15 protein-coding genes are annotated in these 21827 nt (G+C 43.1%); 14 read left to right on the top strand and 1 reads right to left on the bottom strand.

Translation table 11 applies throughout. The features are described from left to right. Nucleotides 1–48 precede the first annotated feature (48 nt). The 11 genes from cdaA to abnB all read left to right on the top strand — a co-directional run bounded on the left by cdaA (nt 49) and on the right by abnB (nt 15745). Complete coding sequence (cdaA, locus tag CRO17_RS16035) at nt 49–873, top strand: diadenylate cyclase CdaA (protein ID WP_097043490.1); 825 nt, start codon at nt 49–51, stop codon at nt 871–873. After that, the gene (locus CRO17_RS16030) at nt 866–2194 is read left to right on the top strand and encodes a CdaR family protein (protein ID WP_097043489.1); all 1329 of its coding nucleotides are present in this window, start codon (nt 866–868) and stop codon (nt 2192–2194) included. The genes cdaA and CRO17_RS16030 overlap by 8 nt, the downstream gene beginning before the upstream one ends. Nucleotides 2195–2223: 29 nt before the next feature. Continuing rightward, entirely contained in the window at nt 2224–3573 is a 1350-nt protein-coding gene (gene glmM / locus CRO17_RS16025; RefSeq protein WP_097043488.1) for a phosphoglucosamine mutase, read from the top strand. 413 nt (nt 3574–3986) lie between these two features. Next, nucleotides 3987–5789, top strand: coding sequence for a glutamine--fructose-6-phosphate transaminase (isomerizing) (gene glmS / locus CRO17_RS16020; RefSeq protein ID WP_097043487.1), 1803 nt, complete (start codon nt 3987–3989; stop codon nt 5787–5789). A 514-nt stretch (nt 5790–6303) separates the two neighbouring features. Next, entirely contained in the window at nt 6304–6552 is a 249-nt protein-coding gene (locus CRO17_RS17815) for a DapH/DapD/GlmU-related protein (protein WP_245864828.1), read from the top strand. A 1149-nt stretch (nt 6553–7701) separates the two neighbouring features. Continuing rightward, nucleotides 7702–8343 (top strand): sensor histidine kinase, encoded by a 642-nt coding sequence (locus CRO17_RS17810; protein WP_245864827.1) that lies wholly within the window; start codon nt 7702–7704, stop codon nt 8341–8343. After that, nucleotides 8336–8968 (top strand): response regulator, encoded by a 633-nt coding sequence (locus CRO17_RS16005; RefSeq protein ID WP_097043485.1) that lies wholly within the window; start codon nt 8336–8338, stop codon nt 8966–8968. Before CRO17_RS17810 ends, CRO17_RS16005 begins: the two co-directional genes overlap by 8 nt. A gap of 107 nt (nt 8969–9075) precedes the next feature. Further along, nucleotides 9076–10008: an ABC transporter ATP-binding protein gene (locus tag CRO17_RS16000; protein ID WP_097043484.1), complete on the top strand. Its 933-nt coding sequence runs from the start codon at nt 9076–9078 to the stop codon at nt 10006–10008. 12 nt (nt 10009–10020) lie between these two features. Further along, nucleotides 10021–11289 carry an ABC transporter permease gene (locus tag CRO17_RS15995; protein ID WP_097043483.1) on the top strand — a complete coding sequence of 423 codons (1269 nt, stop codon included), beginning with the start codon at nt 10021–10023 and terminating at the stop codon, nt 11287–11289. After that, entirely contained in the window at nt 11286–12386 is a 1101-nt protein-coding gene (locus tag CRO17_RS15990) for an ABC transporter permease (RefSeq protein WP_097043482.1), read from the top strand. Before CRO17_RS15995 ends, CRO17_RS15990 begins: the two co-directional genes overlap by 4 nt. A 1019-nt stretch (nt 12387–13405) precedes the next feature. Next, nucleotides 13406–15745 carry an arabinan endo-1,5-alpha-L-arabinosidase AbnB gene (gene abnB / locus CRO17_RS15980; RefSeq protein WP_097043480.1) on the top strand — a complete coding sequence of 780 codons (2340 nt, stop codon included), beginning with the start codon at nt 13406–13408 and terminating at the stop codon, nt 15743–15745. A 49-nt stretch (nt 15746–15794) separates the two neighbouring features. On the opposite strand, the gene CRO17_RS15975 is transcribed toward abnB, so the two are convergent. Then, complete coding sequence (locus tag CRO17_RS15975; RefSeq protein ID WP_097043479.1) at nt 15795–16676, bottom strand: LysR family transcriptional regulator; 882 nt, start codon at nt 16674–16676, stop codon at nt 15795–15797. 403 nt (nt 16677–17079) lie between these two features. Between CRO17_RS15975 and CRO17_RS15970 the strand changes: the two genes are divergently transcribed. The 3 genes from CRO17_RS15970 (at nt 17080) to CRO17_RS15960 (ending at nt 21682) form a co-directional block, all read left to right on the top strand. Further along, on the top strand, nt 17080–18696 hold the full coding sequence (locus tag CRO17_RS15970; RefSeq protein ID WP_179637145.1) for a PucR family transcriptional regulator: 1617 nt from the start codon (nt 17080–17082) through the stop codon (nt 18694–18696). Between the two features lie 169 nt (nt 18697–18865). Further along, a complete protein-coding gene (locus CRO17_RS15965) occupies nt 18866–20323 on the top strand; it encodes a CoA-acylating methylmalonate-semialdehyde dehydrogenase (protein ID WP_097043477.1) in 1458 nt (485 codons plus the stop codon). Between the two features lie 27 nt (nt 20324–20350). Continuing rightward, on the top strand, nt 20351–21682 hold the full coding sequence (locus CRO17_RS15960) for an aspartate aminotransferase family protein (protein WP_097043476.1): 1332 nt from the start codon (nt 20351–20353) through the stop codon (nt 21680–21682). Nucleotides 21683–21827 lie beyond the last annotated feature (145 nt).

Genomic DNA, 21827 nt, shown 5'->3' with positions numbered 1-21827 from the left:
AATGAACGAAGAAATTTGAGCTATTCATATATAAAAGGACGTGTATCCATGTTTGGGGGATTAAGTGAACTTTCCATCATATCCATACTGCGGATTATCGTGGACATTGCAGCGGTATGGTTCATCTTTTACAAAGTCTTGATGCTCATACGAGGAACGAAAGCAATCCAGCTTTTAAAGGGGATTTTCATCGTCGTTATTATTGCTTTCCTGAGCAGTGAGCAGATACTCGACTTCCCGATGCTCGCCTTTTTAAGTTCGCAGGCGATTACGTGGGGGTTTGTTGCAATCGTCGTCCTCTTCCAGCCGGAGATAAGGCGTGCGCTGGAACAGTTAGGCCGAGGCAGCTTCTTCTCCCGTAACGTACGTTCTGAGGAAGAAGAAACGAATAGGAAAATCGAGGCAATTGTGAAATCGTGTAACTACATGGGAAAACGGCGAATTGGTGCACTTATCACATTGGAACGTGAAACGGGCATGGGCGACTATATTGAAACTGGTATACCAGTGAATGGACATCTGACATTCGAATTACTTACAAACATCTTTGTTCCAAATACGCCTTTGCATGACGGAGCTGTTATTTTGAAAGACAATGAGATTGCGGCAGCTGCTTGTTATTTGCCGTTATCAGAGAGTCCGTTTATTTCTAAAGAGCTTGGAACGCGCCACCGTGCAGCGATGGGCATCAGTGAGGTGACCGATTCACTGACTATCATCGTCTCAGAGGAGACGGGAGCTATTTCTTGCACGAAGAATGGTGAGTTATTCCGTGACATCACTTCGGACGGACTAAAGGAAATCTTAACAAAAGAGATTGGTGTTCCTGCTTCCGGTTCCAAGGCTAGAAGATGGAGGGGTAAGAATGGATAAATGGCTAAAAAGTCCATGGACATTGCGTGTTGTAGCACTTGTGTTTGCTGTCCTTCTCTATGCCTACGTGAGTGCGGAAGCCGACGTAAACGATCGGGCAGGATCTGTTCCGGTCACAAGCTCTGATGAAACGAATACGGTCAGTGCACCTGTTGGCATTCGTATTGATGATTCAAAGTATGTTGTGAGCGGCGTACCAGAGAATATCTCGATGCAGCTTGTCGGTCCGGCGAGTGACGTCCGCGCTGCTATTCAGCAAAAAAACTATCAAGCTTATGTTGACCTGACAGATTTGAATACCGGAACGCATGAGGTGAAATTACAGTACGAGAATGTATCGGACAACCTGCAAGTGTATATGCAGCCAGCATCGATTGAAGTAACGATTGAAGAAAAAGCTTCACAGCAATTTAACGTGAGCGTAGGCTATACCAATGAAGACCAGTTGGCAGCAGGTTTTCAAGTAGATAGCTCTACAGTGGAACCTCAGACTGTTTCAATCGTAAGTACACAGGAGATCATTGATCAAATTAGCAGTGTACGGGCTTATGTAGATTTGACAGGTATCGATGGTGATATTACGAGCAAGCAAGCGCCTGTTAAAGTATATGATGCGCAAGGAAACGAGCTAAGTGTGAATGTAGAGCCAGAAACAGTAGAAGTATCGGTACAGGTGAGTAATCCGAGTAAGACCGTCCCGGTAGAAGTGAAAACAAAAGGGAAAGTACCGGAAGATATCTCAGTCGCTTCCTTGACACCGGAGAAGAATGAAGTAACCATCTATGGACCGCAGGATGCATTGGATGGTATTGACTCTATTAGTACAGAGGCAATAGACTTGTCTGCTATTAAAGAAAACCAAACAGTGGATGCAACGCTTTCCTTGCCGGAAGATGTGCGCGCTGTGAGCGACGAGAAGGTAGCCGTTGCTGTCGAATTGGAAGAGACAAGTGAGACGACCATCGATGATGTGCCTATAACAATCGAGAGCTTGCCGGAAGACTTGGAAGTTTCATTTAGTGATCCGCAGAATGAACAGATCAATGTGACCGTAAGCGGCGCAAGAGAAGTGATTGAAGGACTTACAGCTGAAGATATTACGGCAACCATAGACGGAGCCGACTTGGAAGAGGGCGAGCAGACCGTGCCGATTGATGTGGCAGGCCCAGATAATACAGCGTTCTCGTTAAGCCAAGATGAGGCGACAATTACTGTGCAGGCTGCTGAATCGACTGCTGAAGAAGCAACTGCCGAGGAAGAAACGAATACAGAAGAAGAATCATCAAATACAGATACACAAGCACAGACACAAACAGAGTGACTGTGAGCCATGTGAAGGAGAGGTAACAAATGGGAAAATATTTTGGGACAGATGGTGTCAGGGGGATTGCGAACGAGGAGCTTACCCCTGAGCTTGCTTTCAAATTAGGAAGATATGGCGGCTATGTGCTGACAAAAACGTCTGAGGATCGACCGAAAGTTATGATCGGACGGGATACACGTATCTCTGGTGAAATGTTAGAAGGCGCACTAGTTGCCGGCCTGTTATCAATTGGTGCGGAAGTGATGCGAGTTGGTATCATCTCCACACCAGGTGTTGCCTACCTAACGAAGAACATGGGAGCAGCTGCGGGTATTATGATTTCTGCTTCTCATAACCCAGTTCAGGATAATGGTATTAAATTCTTTGGTCCAGACGGTTACAAGCTTTCCGATGAACAAGAGAATGAGATTGAGCAGCTGATTGATGCTGAGACAGATGAACTGCCTCGCCCATCAGGAGCTGACCTTGGCCAAATTAATGACTATTTTGAAGGCGGTCAGAAATATATCCAGTATTTGAAACAGACAGTAGATAATGATTTCGAAGGACTTCATATTGCAATCGACTGTGCCCATGGAGCAACTTCTTCCATCGCTACACACTTGTTTGCAGATCTGGAAGCAGATATCTCCACAATCGGTACATCACCTGATGGACTGAATATTAACAAAAATGTTGGCTCAACTCATCCAGAAACATTGCGTGACTTTCTTCTGGAAAAAGAGGCGGATGTCGGCCTTGCATTTGATGGCGACGGCGACCGATTGATTGCTGTTGATGAGAAAGGTCAAATTGTCGATGGGGACAAGATTATGTACATCTGTGCCAAATACCTGAATGACAACGCACGCTTGCGTCATAACACAGTGGTTTCTACTGTAATGAGTAATATTGGTTTCTACCGCGCATTGGATCAGCATGGCATCAAGAGTAACAAAACGGCTGTCGGTGACAGATATGTAATGGAAGAGATGCGCCGCGGCAACTTTAATCTCGGCGGTGAGCAGTCTGGACATATCATCTTTTTAGATTACATGACGACTGGTGACGGCATGCTTGCAGCGCTGCAGCTTGTTAATGTGATGAAAGAGACTGGCAAAAAGTTATCCGAGCTTGCTGGCGAAGTAGAGATCTTCCCTCAAATTCTTAAGAATGTTCCAGTAACAGATAAACAGGAAGCCCTTGTGAATCAGCAGATTCTGGACGCGATTGCGGAAGTGGAACAAGAGCTTGGCGACCAAGGACGTGTGCTTGTACGCCCGTCTGGAACAGAATCACTTGTGCGAGTGATGGTCGAAGCACCGACAAAAGATGACTGTGAGCGTTACGCAGATCGAGTCGTTGCTGTTATCGAACAAGTATTAGGAACGAAGTAAAAATAACATATGCGCAAAGGAACGGAACATCTCCTTTGCGCATATGTTAATTTATGTAACAAGAAAGAATTGACCAACTGGAATTACTTCATGTAAAATGGAGAAGTTAGTCATTCTAGCAGGAAAGAGAGGATAGAGGTTAGCAGCACAAATAAAGCGCCAGGACTTATCCCGAGCGGTGGGGTAAGTTGACGAGGTGGAGGTTTATCGAAGTATTCGGCGGATGCCTCCCGATTGCACACATCTCAGTCGTTATGTTCAAGAGCCGAAAGCAGAGAGGCGACTTTCTGGATAAGGACCGAACAAGATGTGAAAAATAATAGATATACGAGAAAGGGGCAAACAACGCCCCAAGCTTTTAGAGCGCAGGCCGTTCGTTTGCCCCTTCCAGTCTTGAGGAGGACAACAACGACATGTGTGGAATAGTAGGATATATCGGACAGAATGATACAAAGGAAGTATTGCTTAACGGACTAGAGAAGCTGGAGTATCGCGGATACGATTCAGCAGGTATCGCAATTGAGAACGAGCAAGGCGTGAACCTTTTCAAAGTAAAAGGCCGTATTGCTGCATTGCGTGAAAAAGTTGATCACAACGTTTCATCCACGATGGGAATTGGCCATACACGCTGGGCGACACACGGTGCACCGAACGTAGATAACGCGCACCCCCACCAAAGCGCTTCTGGCAGATTCACTATCGTGCATAACGGCGTAATCGAGAACTATGTTGAAATTCGTAAAGAATACCTTTCTGACGTAACATTAAAAAGTGATACAGATACAGAAATCGTTGTACAGCTTATCGAAAAAATGCATGACGAATTGCAGGATACAGCGAAAGCATTCCGTAAAGCCGTTAGCTTGCTAACTGGTTCTTATGCGCTTGCAATGATTGATGCAGAAGATAATGAAACAATCTATGTAGCGAAAAACAAAAGCCCATTGCTAGTTGGTATCGGTGAAGGCTTTAACGTCGTAGCTAGTGATGCAATGGCAACACTTCGCGAAACAGATACGTATAAAGAAATCCGTGATAAAGAGATCGTTATCGTGCGCCGTGACAGCGTGGAAATCCAGCTGCTTGATGGTACAAAAGTAGAGCGCGAAACGTTCAAAACGGAAATCGATGCTGCTGATACAGAAAAAGGCACATACGATCACTTCATGCTAAAAGAAACGGATGAGCAGCCATTTGTTATCCGTAAGATCATTCAGCACTACCAAAATGAAGCAGAAGAAATCAAAATGGACCCTGCTATCCGTAATGCCATGCTAGATGCAGACCGTATCTATATTGTTGCAGCTGGAACGAGCTACAACGCCGGTCTGGTTGGTAAACAATTTATCGAAAACTTGGCTAAGATTCCAGTTGAAGTGCATATCGCGAGTGAATTCTCTTACAATATGCCGCTTCTATCAGAGAAGCCATTATTTATCTTCCTATCTCAGTCCGGTGAAACTGCCGACAGCAGAGCCGTATTGGTACAGGTAAAAGAACTCGGACACCCAGCACTAACAATCACAAACGTGCCAGGATCCACCCTTTCTCGTGAAGCAGACTTCACATTGCCGCTTTATGCAGGCCCGGAAATTGCGGTAGCCTCTACTAAAGCATATACAGCACAAATGGCTGTTATGCTATTACTTGCTGTAGACACAGCAAACGGCAAAGAAATCAAACTTGATTTCAACCCGCTGCAAGAGCTTGCAATTGTAGCGAATGCAATGGAAGTACTGACAGACCAAAAAGAAACATTCGAAACACTAGCACAAAATTATCTAAGTGAATCCCGAAACGCATTCTTCATCGGCCGCGGCGTCGATTACTTCGTCTGTGTCGAAGGATCACTAAAACTAAAAGAAATCTCTTACATCCAAGCAGAAGGCTTCGCTGGAGGAGAACTAAAACACGGAACAATCGCCTTGATCGAAGAAGGCACACCAGTCATCGCGCTCGCAACACAAAGCTCCGTTAACCACTCTATCCGTGGTAACGTACAAGAAGTAAACGCACGCGGTGCCAACACCCTGCTCATCAGCATGAAAGGCCTCGAGCATGACGAAGACGCCTTCGTTATCCCAGCTGTAAATGAGCTATTGTCACCACTAGTAAGTGTCGTACCATTGCAATTGCTTGCTTATTACGCAGCAGTTCAGCGTGGTGCTGATGTTGATAAGCCACGTAACTTGGCTAAGAGTGTTACGGTGGAATAAAAAAAGACTGATAAAGTTGTTCGATGGCAATAAAGTTAGTTAACTGATGTTCATATCAGTATTTACAAATCATACACCAAAGAAACCCCATACTTTTAACGTATGGGGTTTCTTTTTTACAGGAGGAAAATAACAAGTGCTTCAGTAAAGAGTTTCTGTATACCTTTAATTAAGGTAGCATATTATCAGCGAATAAACTGACTGAAAGATTCTACATTAAAAGGAGGAAGTTAGTGATGAATGATAATAAAATTTATTATGAGCGGGGAACAGATGATTTGAGATTAAAAAACGTACGTGCCCATAAGAGCAATTTAATAATAGCAATGTAGCAGATTATGCTGCCAAAGATAGCTTAGTCAGAGAGTTGTTTGGTAGTGTAGGAGATAATCTTAGCATTGAACACAACTTTCATTGTGACTTAGGATATAACATTCACGTTGGTGATAATTTTTATGCGGGCTATAACTGTACAATTTTAGACATGGCAGAGGTTAGAGTGGGTAACAATTGTATGTTAGGTCCTAATGTAGCGCTTTATACAGCTGGGCATAACATTCATCCTAAAGAACGAAATAAAAGTGGCTATGCAATTCCTATCACAATAGGTAATGATGTATGGATCGGTGGTAGTTGTGTCATTTTGGCGGGTGTTAAAGTTGGAGATAATTCGGTAGTTGCTGCTGGTTCTGTGGTTACAAAAGATGTGCCGGCAAATACAATAGTTGCAGGGAGTCCTGCTAAGATAATAAGAAATATTTAATTGGCACCTGCTGTTTGGGGGCAATATGAAGAATTACTAAAAGGACAAGAGTTAAAAACATAATGGTATGGAAATATAAAATCTAAAAAGTGTAAATATTTCAGAAGAAGATTGATTAAGAGATGAGCCAATATATAGACCTATCAAGCTCATGTTGTTCACGGAAATTGTGTTGCTCCCAAATAAATTCCTTTTTACGGTACTTTATATGGGTTAAGGAGGGTAAGTTGTTTAATACATAAAGCATTATTATTCGAAGCAATATTGTCTAACAATGAATACAGCCGTTTCATATGAAATGGTTTTTTTTTATACCAGATGTAAGACACTGTTATACTACTTGTATTAGGGATATTCCGGGAGGATTCTTTTTTTGTACGAACTACTTTGTCCTGCTTTCTTTGTCTGAAATAATTTTCATCGTGAATAGGGACATTGTGAAATAAGCCAGGCCTGCAATAATTCCTATGTAGGTAAATTCCTTAGTAATTAAATACGTACCTAGAGTATAGGCTATCATAAAGGCAATTGCCCCAATCAGAGAATGTTTCAACTAAAAATCATCCTTAAAATAACGTTTCTTTAAACAATAACACAATTATAAAAACTTTTGAAATATACGTCTATAAAGAACAGAGAGAGTTGGTATATATGAAATATACATATTATATTTGGCTTGCTTTACATGCTATTGTTTGGACGTTAGCTTATGAGAGCTTCGCAGCTGATATAAATGTGGAGCATCTTTTAGGAATAAGTATTTTCTTTATTCTTTTATTCATTGTGCCACTCTTTACAGAAAGCCCGCTGATTCAAACACTATTATTCTGCGTACAAGCTTTACTCATAATACCTATCTTTTACTCTGTAAATAACGATTTAAGTCCATATGCAATCCTCATACAATCCTTAATAATAGCAGAAGCCGTATTTTACCTTTCTCGAACTAAAAGTTTAGTAGTTATTGGTGTGCAACTTATAAGTGCCGCAGTAACCCTAATGATATCCTCACTCACTGTCCCGCAAATAATTTGGTGTGCAGTATTTTACCTTTTAGTAGTGACAGCCTTATTTTATCACCAAGTCATACATTACCAAGAGAAAGAAGCTCGATTAAGCAACGAAGCCTTACTTGAAGAATACAGGCGTATGAAGAGACAGCTTCTTGTCGAGGAGCAGAAAGCAAGACAAGATGAGCGGATGCTGATTGGGCATGAGATTCATGATTCGGTTGGGCATAAGCTGACTGCGCTGCTGTTTCAGTTTGAAGCGTTTCGTTTAACGGCGGCTGAGAAGGACAAGGAGACAGTCGAAAAGCTGAAGGAGCTGGCTGAACAAAGCTTGGAGGAGACGCGGCAGGCGGTGCGGTCCTTTAAGCAAAGGGAAGGGAGCGGACTGCAGGGTGTGATTCGGCTGATTCGGAAATTAGAGATTGAGAGTTTTATGAAAATCCAGTTTTCGGTGAAGCATGGGGCGTTTGCGGCTCCTTTGACTGGTGAGCAGTCTTTTGCGATTTATCGTGCTGTGCAGGAGGCATTGACGAATATTATGAAGCATAGTTCTACAAGAGAGGCGCAAGTCATTTTTGAGTCACCTGGCGGAAGTATCTTTCGTTTTGAGGTAATGAACGCTGCGACATATGATCCCTATTTTCAAGAAGGTTATGGGTTAAAGTCGATGCGGGAGCGTTTAGAAAAGGTCGGCGGTTCGCTGGAGATTGCGTATGAAGCTCAGCGTTTTTTGGTACGAGGCACGATAAGATTAGCAGACTGGAGCGGTTATGATGATTAGAATTTTGCTGGCTGAAGATCAAGTGATGGTTCGTCAGGGCTTAAAGATGATGATCGAAACGGACGAAGAGATTAGCGTGACCGGGGAAGCGGATAACGGGAAAGAAGCGGTTAAGTTATGTGAAAGACAGCTTTTCGATGTGGCCATCTTGGATATTCGTATGCCTGTGATGGATGGCATTGAAGCAGCGAAAATTCTCCGCTCACGCTTTCCTCATATAAAGATTCTTATGCTGACAACCTTTGATGATAATGAGTATGTGTTGAACGCCTTGAAGCTGGGAGTCAGCGGTTATATGCTGAAAAATGGCGATACGGCATCTCTTATTCGCTCGATTAAAAGCGCATTAAGCGGCGGCTTATCCTTACAAGATCAAGTTGCTTCGAAGGTGATGCCGATACTGCTGCAAAACCAACAAGAACGGCAAATTGACGCGACGTTGACCCCTAGAGAAAGAGCAATATTGAAGTGCATCGGTGAGGGGCTGAATAATAAGGAAGTTGCCGAGCGATTAGGTTTATCAATTGGGACCGTTAAAAATCAGACGAGTCACGTGCTGGATAAATTGGAGTTAAGGGATCGGACGCAGCTAGCTATTTACGCAATTCGCCACCGCCTTGTATAAAAAGTGACGAAAGTAACAAGTGACCAGTTGCAGAGTGACCATAGTCAGTAGTGGCTGTGGTCTTTTTTATTTATGATGCAAGTAACAACATTAAAGGGGGCAAAAACATGCTAGAAACCATCAACTTAAGCAAGTCCTTTAAAGGCAAGAAAGTCGTTCAGGATCTTAACTTGTATTTGGCAGATGGAGAATCAGTCGGATTACTTGGTCCAAACGGTGCTGGGAAATCTACAACCATCTCAATGATTTCTACGTTGATTAAGCCGACGAGCGGCAGAATCACGATGAACGGTGTGAACGCGATTGATAAACCAGGCGAGATTAGGCGTGTTTCAGGTGTAGTGCCGCAGGAATTGGCGTTGTATCAAGAGTTGTCCGCTTATGAGAATTTAAAGTTCTTTGGGTCGACCTATAAGTTGAGAGGCAAGGAACTAGCGAAAGCTATCCAGCAGGCTTTAGAGTTTGTCGGGCTGGATGATCGTAAAAAGGACTTAGTGAGGACCTATTCCGGCGGGATGAAACGCAGGCTGAATATTGCATCGGCACTTTTGCATCGTCCGCAAATATTAATATTGGATGAACCGACAGTCGGTATCGATCCGCAATCGAGAAATCATATTTTGGAAGCGGTGCGCGCACTGAATCAACAAGAGGGCACAACGGTTCTTTACACAAGTCATTACATGGAAGAAGTGGAGCAGCTCTGCGATCGATTATATATTATGGACCACGGCAAGGTTATTGCGGCAGGTACAAAAGAGGAATTACTGCGCATCTTATCGACCGAGGATAAAATAAAGGTGGAAGTAAACAAGCTGGATGAAGCCTTTGTCGAGCAGGTGAAAACAATTGAAGGAGTTTATAAGATAGAAGTTACGGAATTACAGCTGAAGATTATCGCTGCAAAAGGCACCAGCTTGATCAGTAAATTAGTTCATCTTACCGAAAAGCATCAAATCCAATTGCTTAATTTCCATACAGAAACGCCTAGTTTAGAAGATGTCTTTCTTCACTTAACAGGCCGCACACTGCGAGATTAAGGGGGTGTCATGATGCGAAGCTTTATAAAAAAAGATTTGCTGATTTTTTTACGGGACTGGAAAGAGCTGCTTACGGTGCTGTTGCTTCCGATTGTTTTGGTTGTCGTGCTAAATTTCGCCTTTGCTGGGTTGTTTGATAGTGACGATGAAGTAACGATGGATTTACAGTTAGCTGTCGTGAATCAAGATAACGAGTCTGAGGTATTGGGTCAGCTAAAGGAAAGATTGGTTCATGATGCAGCCTTTGAGGAGCAGGAGGCAAAGGCGGTTGCGGAAGCTGCAGGGGAAATACAGCCTGTTCAATTGCTGTCGGATTATTTGGAGAGTGACGAGGTAAAGGAATGGGTGACGGTTCATCATCTGGAGGAGAAAGCGGCGGCCGAGAAGGTGAAAGAGGGCGACCTCGATGGTATGCTGATCATTCCTCAAGGGTACACCGCGGATAGTTTATACGCGAACATTACAGGCGAACCTCCAACTTCATCATTGATTTATAAGATAGAAGAAGAAACAACAACTAGCAGTGCGCTGCAGCAGTTCATACAAGGTTTTATTGAACAATTAAATTATCAATTTGCCATCCAGGAAATAACGGATGGTACAGGAATAGAGGCAGCTCTTCCTAACGGCGGTTTGGAGGATATAGGTACTGCATACGACTTCACTATGACCCAGTATTTTACGATAGCATTGGGAGCACTATTTGCCTTATTCGTCGTAGCGACAGTAGCAATGAAAACAGGAGTGGAAATCAGGGACCACATATTCAACCGCATCTTATTAGCAAATAGCCATCCAATGCGGTTTTTGATTGGCAAGATGGCTGCGGCGGTCTGTCTGATTGTATTGCAGATTCTGTTTGTATTGCTTGTATCTCATTTTATGATGGGCGTATTTCCGGATCGCTCGTTCGTCTTTTGGGTTGGTATCTTGTTGATGGTTGTTTTGCTCGCGTTCGTGCTGTCGGGCTTAGCAGCTATTTATACGGCGGTTTTGTTGCGGATGACTAGTATTGATGCGGCAAATGGGATTTTTATGTTGGCTACTTTGCTGTTTGGTACATTAGGAGGAGGATTTTTTCCTATCTATATGCTCCCTGACTGGCTGCAGCAAATCGGTGTATGGACGCCGAACGGTCTCTTCCTTGCCATACTGACAGAGTGGATTCAATTTGAAAATCCATCCACTATTGTCCGGCCAAGCATGTTCATGATCGGCTTTTTCTTCCTGTTCACGTTCATTGGCTTAGCTTTGTTTCCTAAAAGGGGGAAAGCGCAATGAAGGATGTATTATGGGTGCAATTCGCAAAGGACAAACGAAAACCGCTGTTTGTATTATTATTGATCGCAGGAAGTATTGCTGCAACACTTTTATTTGGCGGCGGCATTCAATCTGTAACAACAGTTGCTATTTTCAGTGAAGAAGCCGATGCTGCCGAAATTGAAAAGAAGTGGGAAGGGTTATTAAATACAAATGACACCTTTACATTTGAAGTGGTAGAACCAGAAAAAGCGCGTGAAGACATAAAGAAAGGCAATAGCGATGTGGCAGTAAAGCTCATGGAAGATGAGTATCGACTGCTGGTGTCCAAAAATATGCCGAGTGTTTCCTCTGTCGAACAGCATGTGAAGAAGGTGTTTCAACAAGAAGCACAAATCAATGCTGTAGAGTCACAACAAGGGGAAAGAGATGTGCGGGAGGAAATAGAGAGCTATCTTGATGATCCGCCGTTTCAGATGGTAGCGCAAGGATTGGATAGCAAACAGATTCCAACGTACAACATACGTACGCAATTGCTGTTTGCCTTCACGTTCTTAATCTCGATGTTCATTCTTGGATTCAAGGTTAACAATGTAACGCAAGATAAAGTCTCAGGTATTTGGGATCGAATGATTTTATCCCCCTTGAAGAAAACAAATATGTACAGTGGTTATTTGTTATATAGTTTTCTGATTACGATGTTTCAAATTGTAGTCGTACTGGTCGTGTTTAAGTATATCTTACATTACGATGTGGGAGATAATTTGTGGCTTATTATCCTCATTGCTGCCTGCTTTACATTCGGCATGATCAGTATTGCCATGCTGATTACAGGATTTGTCAGGACGCCGGAGCAGTTTTATGCCATCTATCCGTCCGTCATCCCGGTGATTCCCCTTGTAAGCGGTGTTTATATGATGCCAGGAACGATTACGAATCCTGTGCTGCTGTTTATTGGAGATCTATTCCCGCTGGCCCATGCGATGGAAGCAATCATGTCTGTTGTGTTCTATGGTGCCGGTCTGCAAGATGTGATGATGTCGCTGTTGTATATGCTGCTCATTGGTATAGTGGCTATGGGCGTGGGGATTAATCTGGTAGAGCGAAGGAGTAATTAGTTACGAAGGGGCTGAATCAGTGATTCAGCCCCTTTTCTCTGTACAATTTATGCTATCAATTGGATAATTTACATATTAATCTTGAAAGTAGTGAAAGAAGGAGATAGTTAGAATGCAAGTATTGGGTATACATCTGTAAAACTATGTTAAATCAGAGGCTATTGTCTGCCCGTTAGGAATCTGCTTAATAAAGGAGAAAGCTCTATGATAGTACATGGAACAAAATTACGACGTTCAGAACGAAGGGCGCCCAAATCGAGGAGCATGCCGTTTGATAGAAAGTATGTAAGGAAAGCTTATTTGATTGGGCTGATGGGGTGCATCGCCACTTTTCTGTTATTTTATTTTACGGATAATCTTGGAATGTTTCCTGTTATTATAATCTCGTATGTTTTATTTCCTTTTGCGAAGTTCTTTTATGACGTTCTTTTGGGTTTCAGACTCGCTCGCAGAATAAAGAAAACGAAAAATTGGCTGCTGCAAAGGGAGATAGAACAGTTTCAGTATGCAATGTATGGTTTCTTTATATTTGTCTTGAGTATGTTTTTAGCTCCGCCCGGTATGTTGTTTTTGATAATGAGATATGTAGTAAGACTGTATCAGGTTAATAGGAAAAACTATTAGATAGAACGTATATCCAGATGATCACCTTTTGATTTCCCCGTGTATGGAAATTGGTACTTGTTTTATTAGAATCCAATTGTGAAAGGACTGTTAGTAAAATAGAATTGTATAGGATGTATACTTTAATTCTACCTCTTCCGTATCGGATATACAACAGGGCGCCTAATAGGGAAATATACGAATGTAACTGTAGGTGCTTCGGGATATGTAAAAGCTAAAAAAAATTTGTACGTACATATGCAGGGTGTGGAGGGAATGGAGCTTCTCGAGGACCATAAACTTATAAAGAATATATCTTAGAAACAAGGATTTTCTACTTATTGACAACTTCCTCAAATCCTCTTAATCTTAAACTAGTATTATGAAAGCGTTATCATTAAAGGGGGAGGAAAGATATGAAAGCGAACAAGCGTATACTTGTAACGTCAATGCTGTCTGTTGTATTACTTATACCTGCTATACCGGGCGGGGATACTTTAGCAAAGGATAAGAGTGGAAAAGGTAAGATTCCTGTATTCGAAAATGTCTCTGTTCATGATCCATCCTTCATCGAAGCGGATGACCAGTACTATGTCTTTGGTTCTCATTTAGCTGCAGCGAAAACAAAAGACCTTATGAAGTGGAAGATGGTCGATTCTGGTGTGCGTGATGGCAATAAATTAATTCCTAATGTGACGGAAGAATTGAAGGAGACGCTTGATTGGGCGCAGACGGATACGCTTTGGGCGGCAGATGTGATTCAGCTGGCGGATGGAAAGTTTTATATGTACTACAATGCGTGTAAGGGTGATTCGCCGCGGTCTGCAATGGGCGTGGCGGTGGCAGATAATATCGAGGGGCCTTATGAGGATACGGGTATTATCTTAAAGTCGGGTATGTGGGATGAGCCGAGTGAGGATGGTACGATTTACGATGCGACGAAGCATCCGAATGTAGTAGATCCGGATGTGTTCTATGATAAAGACGGCAAGCTGTGGATGGTGTATGGTTCATATTCTGGCGGTATCTTTATTATGGAAATGGATGAGAACACGGGCAAGCCTCTTTCAGGACAAGGATATGGGAAGAAGTTAATGGGCGGTAATCATAGCCGGATTGAAGGACCAGCAATGATGTACAGTCCGGAAACAAACTATTATTATATGTTCCTGTCTTTCGGCGGATTGGATTCGTTTGGCGGCTATAATATTCGCGTGGTGCGCTCTGCATCTCCGGATGGACCATTCTATGATGCGGAAGGAAACGACATGATTGATGTTAAAGCGGATCCGGACTTGCCGCTGTTTGATGACAAGTCGATTGAGCCTTATGGCGTAAAGCTGCTTGGAAATAACTTGTTTGAGAAGAAGGTGGGTGATCCGGGTGAGGAGCCGGGTATCGGTTATGTTTCGCCAGGTCATAATACAGCTTTCTATGATGAGGAGACAAAAAATCATTATTTGATTTTCCACTCTCGTTTCCCAGACCGCGGGGAAGAGCATGAAGTACGGGTGCATCAAATGCATATGAACAATGACGGCTGGCCAGTTGTGGCGCCTTCTCGAAATACGAACGAGACGGAAGCAAAAATCAAGCTGAAGGATATGGCTGGGGATTATCAATATGTGAATCATGGCAAAGATATTTCGGCTGATGTGAAAACCTCGGAGAAGATTACGCTGAAACCGAACGGAAGAGTCGAAGGTGCCGTACAAGGAAAGTGGAAGCGTGGTAAGGATAACGAGATTACCTTGACGATTGATGGAGAGAAGTATAATGGATTCTTCTTGAAGCAGTGGGATGAGGCTGCAGAGGAGTACGATACAACGTTCACCGCTCTTTCTGATAAAGGTGTAGCTGTCTGGGGTAATCGAATGAAAGACATGAAGGACAAGGAAGTTTTGGCTGCGGTGAAAGAGGACTTAACAATTCCAAACAGCGACAATTTGTATCAAAGCGTTGAACTGCCAACCGAGGGTACACATGAGTCTGCGATCAGATGGACTTCCTCCAATCCAGATGTGATAGAGGCAGACGGCACCATTCACCGACCAGAAGCAGGAAGCGGCGACGGAGAAGCAACACTGACGGCGAATATCCAAGCGGGCAAAAAGAAAGCGACAAAATCCTACCAAGTGACGGTAAAGCAGCAAGCATCCGAGCCTGAAATTGCACAGTACCATTTTGATAATCCAGGCAGCAGGGAAGCGGCAGATGCTTCAGGAAATAAGCTGTCCGCTCCATTGAAAGGCAATGCAGTCCAAACAGAAGATGGCAAGCTGGCGTTAGATGGCAAAGACAGCTATGTAGAATTGCCGCCGCTTGCAGCGGACGCAGAGGATTTCACTTTCTCTGCTTTCGTGAATTGGCAAGGCGGTGCTGCTTGGCAGCGGATTTTCGATATCGGTGCCAGCAATAGCAGGAATATGTTCCTTACCCCGTCCGACGGAAACGGCAAGCTGCGATTTACGATTCATGACGGTGCTGATCAAAGTATAACAGCTGACACAGCACTGCCGGTGAATGAATGGGTGCATCTTGCGGTAACGCTTGAAGGAAATACAGGAAAACTGTATGTGAATGGACAGCTTGCTGGTACAAATGAAAATATCACGGCGAATCCATCTGACATCTTGGGAAATACAAATTATATAGGCAGAAGCCGTTACAGTGCCGATCCATTCTTTGCTGGCGAGATGGATGAGGTAGCGTTTTATCGAAAAGCGCTGCGCAGTGAGGAATTAAATAACGAATGATATGCAAAAGACCGCTATTGGAGAAAACCCATTAGCGGTTCTTTTTAGATTACACATTTATAAATCCTTCTTCGTTCAGCCACGTATATGTCATATCAATAAATTTCTCTGTAGCTGGGGAACGATTCGTTTTAGAGGCCATGCCAATCAATCGAAAACAATCTGTTTCCAGTCCGATGATGCGGATATTTGCTGGCAGATTAGCTAATGTTAATTCTGGCCGGATACTAATTCCCAGGTTGTTTTCTACCATTGCAAAGATAGCTTGATCGTCTGAAACGCGAAATTTAATGGTCAAGTTCTTTTGATTTTCGGCAAAAAGTAGTCCAATGTCGTTATCCCAGCTTTCGCTTGGCATAATCAGCGGTTCTTTTTCGATTTCATGAAAAGATAGCTTTTCGTTGTTAGGTAATGGATAGTTATGTGAGGCGATGCAAACCATCTTATCTTTATGTAAAGGCAGAAACTGAAATGGTTTAGGAGCTGGGGAAACGAAAAAACTGCAGTCAATGTTTCCGTTCGCAAGCCACTTTTCCAAAGTTGTGTAATCTCCTTCGCATAATTTTAAGGTGATTCCCGGATGTGCAGATTGAAAGTGTTTGATAAGGTGGGGCAGCCATTTGATAGAGATGCTGGAAAAGGATCCTATGCGGACAATGCCTGTTTCAAGACCATTAATCGCCGCTGCTTCTTGTTTGATTTTTTCATTTGTCATGATGATGTCGTGGATGTATGGAAGAATGCGTTCACCGTTATTGGTTAATTGGATACCAGATCGGTTCCTTGTGAGAAGGGTGAACCCCAGCTCTTTTTCAAGGTTTGTTATGGCATGGCTAATACCGGGCTGGGTTAGGTTCAGTGTTTCCGCAGCTTTCGTTAAACTTCCGCATTGAACGATTGTGTGAAATATTTCGTATCGGCTCAGCGTCATCGTCATTCTCCTTGTATTAGGTTTACTTATGCACAACATAATTAACATTCATTTTACTAATTTAAAAGAAGCGGGTTATACTGGATACAATACAACAAAGGCTTTCGGATTGAAAACACTTTTCAGAACAGAAAATATCTATCAGGTGAATAACTAAAAATCTTATTTAAAAATGTAAGCGTTTTAATTGTAGGTGGACATTTGGGGAATGGCATCATACTGGCGTTTTGGAATAAAGTATGGCAGGAAATCGCACAACAAGATGGTAAGTTTGCAGAAAAAATTTATTATTAAAGATAGAGAGGCAAATCATTTCGAGATTGATTTGGAAAGGAAAAACATCAAATTTACCAATATGCATACGCAGTCAGTCTCCCAAGATACTATTTTAGGAGGAATTCCAATGGGCATGGAGGCAAAGTTATCAGTTAAGGATATTCTGTGTACAAAGCATTTTAAGGACGCGAAAGTAGTTGCTGGTCATGATGGTTTGCAGCGGCTAATCAGGTGGGTGCATGTGTTAGAAGTAACAGCTATTGATGATCTTTTGCATGGTAATGAACTTATCCTTTCAACAGGAGTTGGCTGGAAGGAAGGTCACGTATCTTTTTACTCGCTTGTTGAGGAGTTTATCCGCTGTAACGCTGCTGGAATTTGCATTGAATTAGGTACCTATATTTCTGAAATCCCGCCCACAATTATTGAGCTAGCCAACAAGCACGGATTCCCAATTATCACGTTTGCGAAGCAAGTCAAATTCATTGATATTACACACGAAATTCATAGTCTGCTTATACAGCGGCATTATCAAATACTCACTGATTTGGAGCATTATTCGAATTCGTTGAATCAGCTGCTGCTATCTTCTAGTCCGCATCGAAAAATCTTGCACCTTTTGCATGATCAGTTGAAAGTAACAGTTTACTATATCCCGGCAAAAGGCGATGTAGAAGTGATTCCGCTGCAAAAAAGCAGTGAAAAGATGACGTGTACAGCATCATTAAAAGAACATTTAACGGCTAAGCCAAATGTTAGCTGCCAGCCTGTTCAAGCTGGCAACCATATTTTTGCTGATTTGTTTATCGTCTCTGCTGACAGAGAGTTAACGCAGCTGGACCATCTTATTCTTAATAGGAGTGCGACTGCATTAGCACAAATCCGCATGCGAGACTTGTACTTTGAAGAACAAAGAAGAGAAGAAGACGGACATTGGATCAGTTCTTGGCTGAAAGGAGAATACAGCGAAGTGCAGCTTCAAAGCTATCTGCTGGATATGAATGCCACATTGAATGTGAACAGCTGTACGGTAATGCTGTTTAAAACGAATCAGATAGCGAAGGTAAAAACAGAATTTACGTATTACAAAATGTATGCCCGAACTATATTTGAGCGTAAAGGTATTTACCCGTTCATGCATATAGAAAAGGATACGGTCATCTTTATTCTCGTCAATATGCGAAAAGACAGCGATTTTAAATGCCGTGTGCAGGAAGTTATTCAGCATCTGCGGGAAGGAAAGTTTGCGAACAAAGAACAGTTTTCACAGAGTGAGTGGAGTGTAGGGAAGATTGTGACGAAGCTATCTTTGATTAAAAACAGCTACCACACCGCCAAAGAAACAATGAACCTAAGAAAGCAGCTGCCAAATGAATTGCTAGACTACTTTTACGAAGATCTTTATATCTTCCGTCTTGTCTTAGCGGCTCAAGATCAAGGTGTCTTACAGGACTTTATCTACGACTATATCGGCCCGGTTCTTGAGCATGATCAAGGCACAAACGGCGAGTTGTTAAAAACATTAAAAGTGTATCTGCGCTGTAAGGGAGCAAAAAAGGAAACGGCAGAACAGCTTCATATCGTTCGGCAAACGCTTTATCATCGGCTGGAGCGCTTATATGAATTGATCGGCCAAGATTTTATGGAACCTTACAAGCGGCAGGCAATTGAAGCTTCCATTGCAGCATATGATTACACATCTGCATCGAAACTTCCGAATGAATATCAGATAAAATTCTCCTAAGGGAATGAGGCTTTTTGTTCAGACGAACAGAGCCTCTTTTTTTATGGGATTTTTTTGCCGCAGAAAATGACGTGCATCTTTTTTACACTGTGTCCAATGAAGTAGCGGACGGAGGGAAATATACTTGCCTTATATAAAGCAGTAGGAAAACGGAAAAGGAGGAGAAACGATGGTATCTACACAAACAGTGCAAAAATTGAAGAACTATATAGGTGGGAAATGGGTGGACTCACAATCGAATGATTGGGAAGAAGTCCCGAACCCGGCTACAGGTGAAATTATTGCTCGGGTCCCTCTTTCGACGAAGCAGGAACTGAACAGCGCTGTAGAAAATGCTCAGGCGGCTTTTCAAGACTGGAAAAAGGTGCCTGTTCCAAAGCGCGCTCGTATCTTGTTCCGGTACCAGCAATTATTGGTTGATCATTGGGATGAACTGGCGAAGCTGGTCACGCTTGAGAATGGAAAAAGCTATAAAGAAGCGCATGGAGAAGTGTTGCGAGGAATTGAATGCGTCGAATTTGCTGCCGGAGTTCCGACACTTATGATGGGCGAACAGCTGCCGGATATTGCTACAGGTGTAGAATCTGGGCTGTATCGTTACCCGATCGGTGTTATCGGCGGGATTACGCCGTTTAACTTCCCGATGATGGTTCCTTGCTGGATGTTCCCGCTAGCGATTGCGTGTGGAAATACATTCGTGTTGAAACCGTCCGAGCGTACACCGCTGCTAGCAGGTCGATTGGCAGAATTGTTTAAAGAAGCAGGTCTTCCGGATGGCGTTTTAAATATTGTGCATGGGGCACATGATGTAGTAAATGGCATCTTGGAGAATGACGATGTGAAAGCTGTATCGTTCGTAGGATCACAGCCTGTCGCAGAATACATTTATAAAACCGCAGCAGCGAATGGCAAACGTGTTCAGGCACTTGCCGGAGCAAAAAATCACTCCATTGTTATGCCTGATGCTGATTTGGACTTGGCAGTGACGAATATTATTGGAGCTGCTTTTGGTTCTGCCGGTGAACGCTGCATGGCAGCATCTGTGGTCGTGACCGTGGGCGATGTGGCGGATCGCTTGGTTGACAGACTGAAACAAGCTGCCGATGCGATTGAGATTGGAAATGGATTGGATGAGGGTGTCTTCCTTGGTCCAGTTATTCGCGAAGAACATAAGCAGCGTACAGTGAAATACATTGAAATCGGTGAGGATGAAGGAGCTGCCTTGATACGAGATGGCAGAAGTGACGCAGAAATTGAGGGTGGTTACTTTGTCGGACCGACAATTTTTGATCGTGTGCAGCCAGAAATGAAGATATGGGAAGATGAGATTTTTGCACCTGTTTTGTCCATCGTACGTGTGGAGACAATAGAGGAAGCAATCAAACTCACCAACCAGTCGAAGTTTGCAAATGGTGCTTGTTTGTACACTGATAGTGCCAAAGCGGTTCGCACTTTCCGTGAAGAGATTGATGCAGGAATGCTTGGCGTTAACCTTGGTGTGCCAGCTCCGATGGCATTCTTCCCATTCTCGGGTTACAAGCAATCTTTCTATGGCGATTTACATGCGAATGGGAAAGATGGAGTGGAATTTTATACACGGAAAAAGATGCTGACAGGACGTTATTAATCTAAGACAGATTGGAGGTTATGCGTTATGGAAGATACGAAGAGCTTGCAAGCTGCAGACGAAAAACATCTTTGGCATGCGATGAGAGGAGCGGCTGCAAATCCAGCCAATCTCATTATCACCAATGCAGAAGGTGCGTGGGTAACAGACTCGGAAGGAAACAAATACTTAGACGGAATGTCCGGATTATGGTGTGTAAACGTTGGGTACGGGCGAAAAGAGCTTGCGAAAGCAGCTTATGAACAATTAGAGGAAATGCCGTATTACCCTTTAACACAAAGCCATATTCCAGCTATAAAACTGGCGGAGAAATTAAATGAATGGCTCGGAGATGACTATGTCATTTTCTTCTCAAACAGTGGGTCAGAAGCAAATGAAACAGCGTTTAAGATCGCAAGGCAGTACCACCAGCAGCGGGGAGATAGCGGACGGTTTAAGTTTATCTCCCGCTATCGTGCTTATCATGGCAATACAATGGGAGCTCTTGCGGCAACAGGGCAGGCACAAAGGAAATTCAAATACGAACCACTTGGCCAAGGGTTTCTTCATGTAAAGCCGCCAGATACGTACAGAAATCCAGATGACGTGCACACGCTTGCCAGTGCCGATGAAATCGACCATATGATGACATGGGAATTAAGTGAAACGATTGCTGGTGTGATTATGGAGCCGATTATAACAGGCGGCGGCATTCTGATGCCTCCTGAGGGATATATGGCTAAAGTGCAAGAGATCTGCAACAAGCATGGGGCGCTGTTAATTTGTGATGAAGTGATTTGCGGCTTTGGCAGAACAGGCAAACCGTTTGGCTTCATGAATTATGATGTGCAGCCAGATATTATTACAATGGCAAAAGGAATTACAAGCGGTTATTTACCGCTTTCCGCAACAGCGGTGAAAAGAGAAATTTTTGAGGCTTATACAGGAGCAGGTGATTATGAGCGTTTTCGTCATGTGAACACGTATGGCGGAAGCCCGGCAGCTTGTGCTGTAGCGCTGAAGAACTTAGAGATTCTAGAAAATGAAGGATTGGTTGATCGATCTCAAGAAGTCGGAGAACGGCTGCTGCAGGAATTAAAAGAAACAGAAGAACATCCGAACGTAGGAAATGTACGCGGAAAAGGCTTGCTTGTCGGTATTGAATTGGTAAAGGATAAGCAAACGAAAGAGCCGCTGGAAGTAGCGAAAGTAAATCAAGTAGTAGCAGCTTGCCGGGAAAAGGGCTTGCTGATCGGTAAAAATGGAGATACAGTCGCAGGCTATAATAACATCTTGCAATTATCTCCCCCGTTAACAATTACAGATGATGACCTTGCCTTTATGGTAAATACATTAAAAACAAGTATAGCAGCATTGTAAATCAGAGTGCATCTATAGAAGCTGATACAAGAGAAGAGGCGGTGTGCGTTTCTTTTGTATCAGCTTTACCTTTTTTTGCTGGATGCAGCTGTATTTCTGTCGCAATAAAATGTAAGCGTTTACTATGAGAGGGTGAGTAATTGTA

Origin of the sequence: Terribacillus aidingensis, from assembly GCF_900215625.1 — a bacterium.
In the GTDB taxonomy this organism is placed as follows: Bacteria; Bacillota; Bacilli; order Bacillales; family Amphibacillaceae; genus Terribacillus; species Terribacillus aidingensis.
This window is presented reverse-complemented; position numbering and strand designations above follow the sequence as displayed.

Excerpts from the sequence above, each read along its gene's own strand:
- CRO17_RS16000 (WP_097043484.1), top strand. The coding sequence starts at position 9,076 with ATGCTAGAAACCATCAACTTAAGCAAGTCCTTTAAAGGCAAGAAAGTC.
- CRO17_RS15960 (WP_097043476.1), top strand. The coding sequence starts at position 20,351 with ATGGAAGATACGAAGAGCTTGCAAGCTGCAGACGAAAAACATCTTTGG.
- cdaA (WP_097043490.1), top strand. The coding sequence starts at position 49 with ATGTTTGGGGGATTAAGTGAACTTTCCATCATATCCATACTGCGGATT.
- abnB (WP_097043480.1), top strand. The coding sequence starts at position 13,406 with ATGAAAGCGAACAAGCGTATACTTGTAACGTCAATGCTGTCTGTTGTA.
- CRO17_RS17815 (WP_245864828.1), top strand. The coding sequence starts at position 6,304 with ATGTTAGGTCCTAATGTAGCGCTTTATACAGCTGGGCATAACATTCAT.
- CRO17_RS16030 (WP_097043489.1), top strand. The coding sequence starts at position 866 with ATGGATAAATGGCTAAAAAGTCCATGGACATTGCGTGTTGTAGCACTT.
- CRO17_RS15990 (WP_097043482.1), top strand. The coding sequence starts at position 11,286 with ATGAAGGATGTATTATGGGTGCAATTCGCAAAGGACAAACGAAAACCG.
- CRO17_RS17810 (WP_245864827.1), top strand. The coding sequence starts at position 7,702 with ATGAAGAGACAGCTTCTTGTCGAGGAGCAGAAAGCAAGACAAGATGAG.
- CRO17_RS15995 (WP_097043483.1), top strand. The coding sequence starts at position 10,021 with ATGCGAAGCTTTATAAAAAAAGATTTGCTGATTTTTTTACGGGACTGG.
- glmS (WP_097043487.1), top strand. The coding sequence starts at position 3,987 with ATGTGTGGAATAGTAGGATATATCGGACAGAATGATACAAAGGAAGTA.
- glmM (WP_097043488.1), top strand. The coding sequence starts at position 2,224 with ATGGGAAAATATTTTGGGACAGATGGTGTCAGGGGGATTGCGAACGAG.
- CRO17_RS15975 (WP_097043479.1), bottom strand. The coding sequence starts at position 16,676 with ATGACGCTGAGCCGATACGAAATATTTCACACAATCGTTCAATGCGGA.
- CRO17_RS15965 (WP_097043477.1), top strand. The coding sequence starts at position 18,866 with ATGGTATCTACACAAACAGTGCAAAAATTGAAGAACTATATAGGTGGG.
- CRO17_RS15970 (WP_179637145.1), top strand. The coding sequence starts at position 17,080 with ATGGGCATGGAGGCAAAGTTATCAGTTAAGGATATTCTGTGTACAAAG.
- CRO17_RS16005 (WP_097043485.1), top strand. The coding sequence starts at position 8,336 with ATGATTAGAATTTTGCTGGCTGAAGATCAAGTGATGGTTCGTCAGGGC.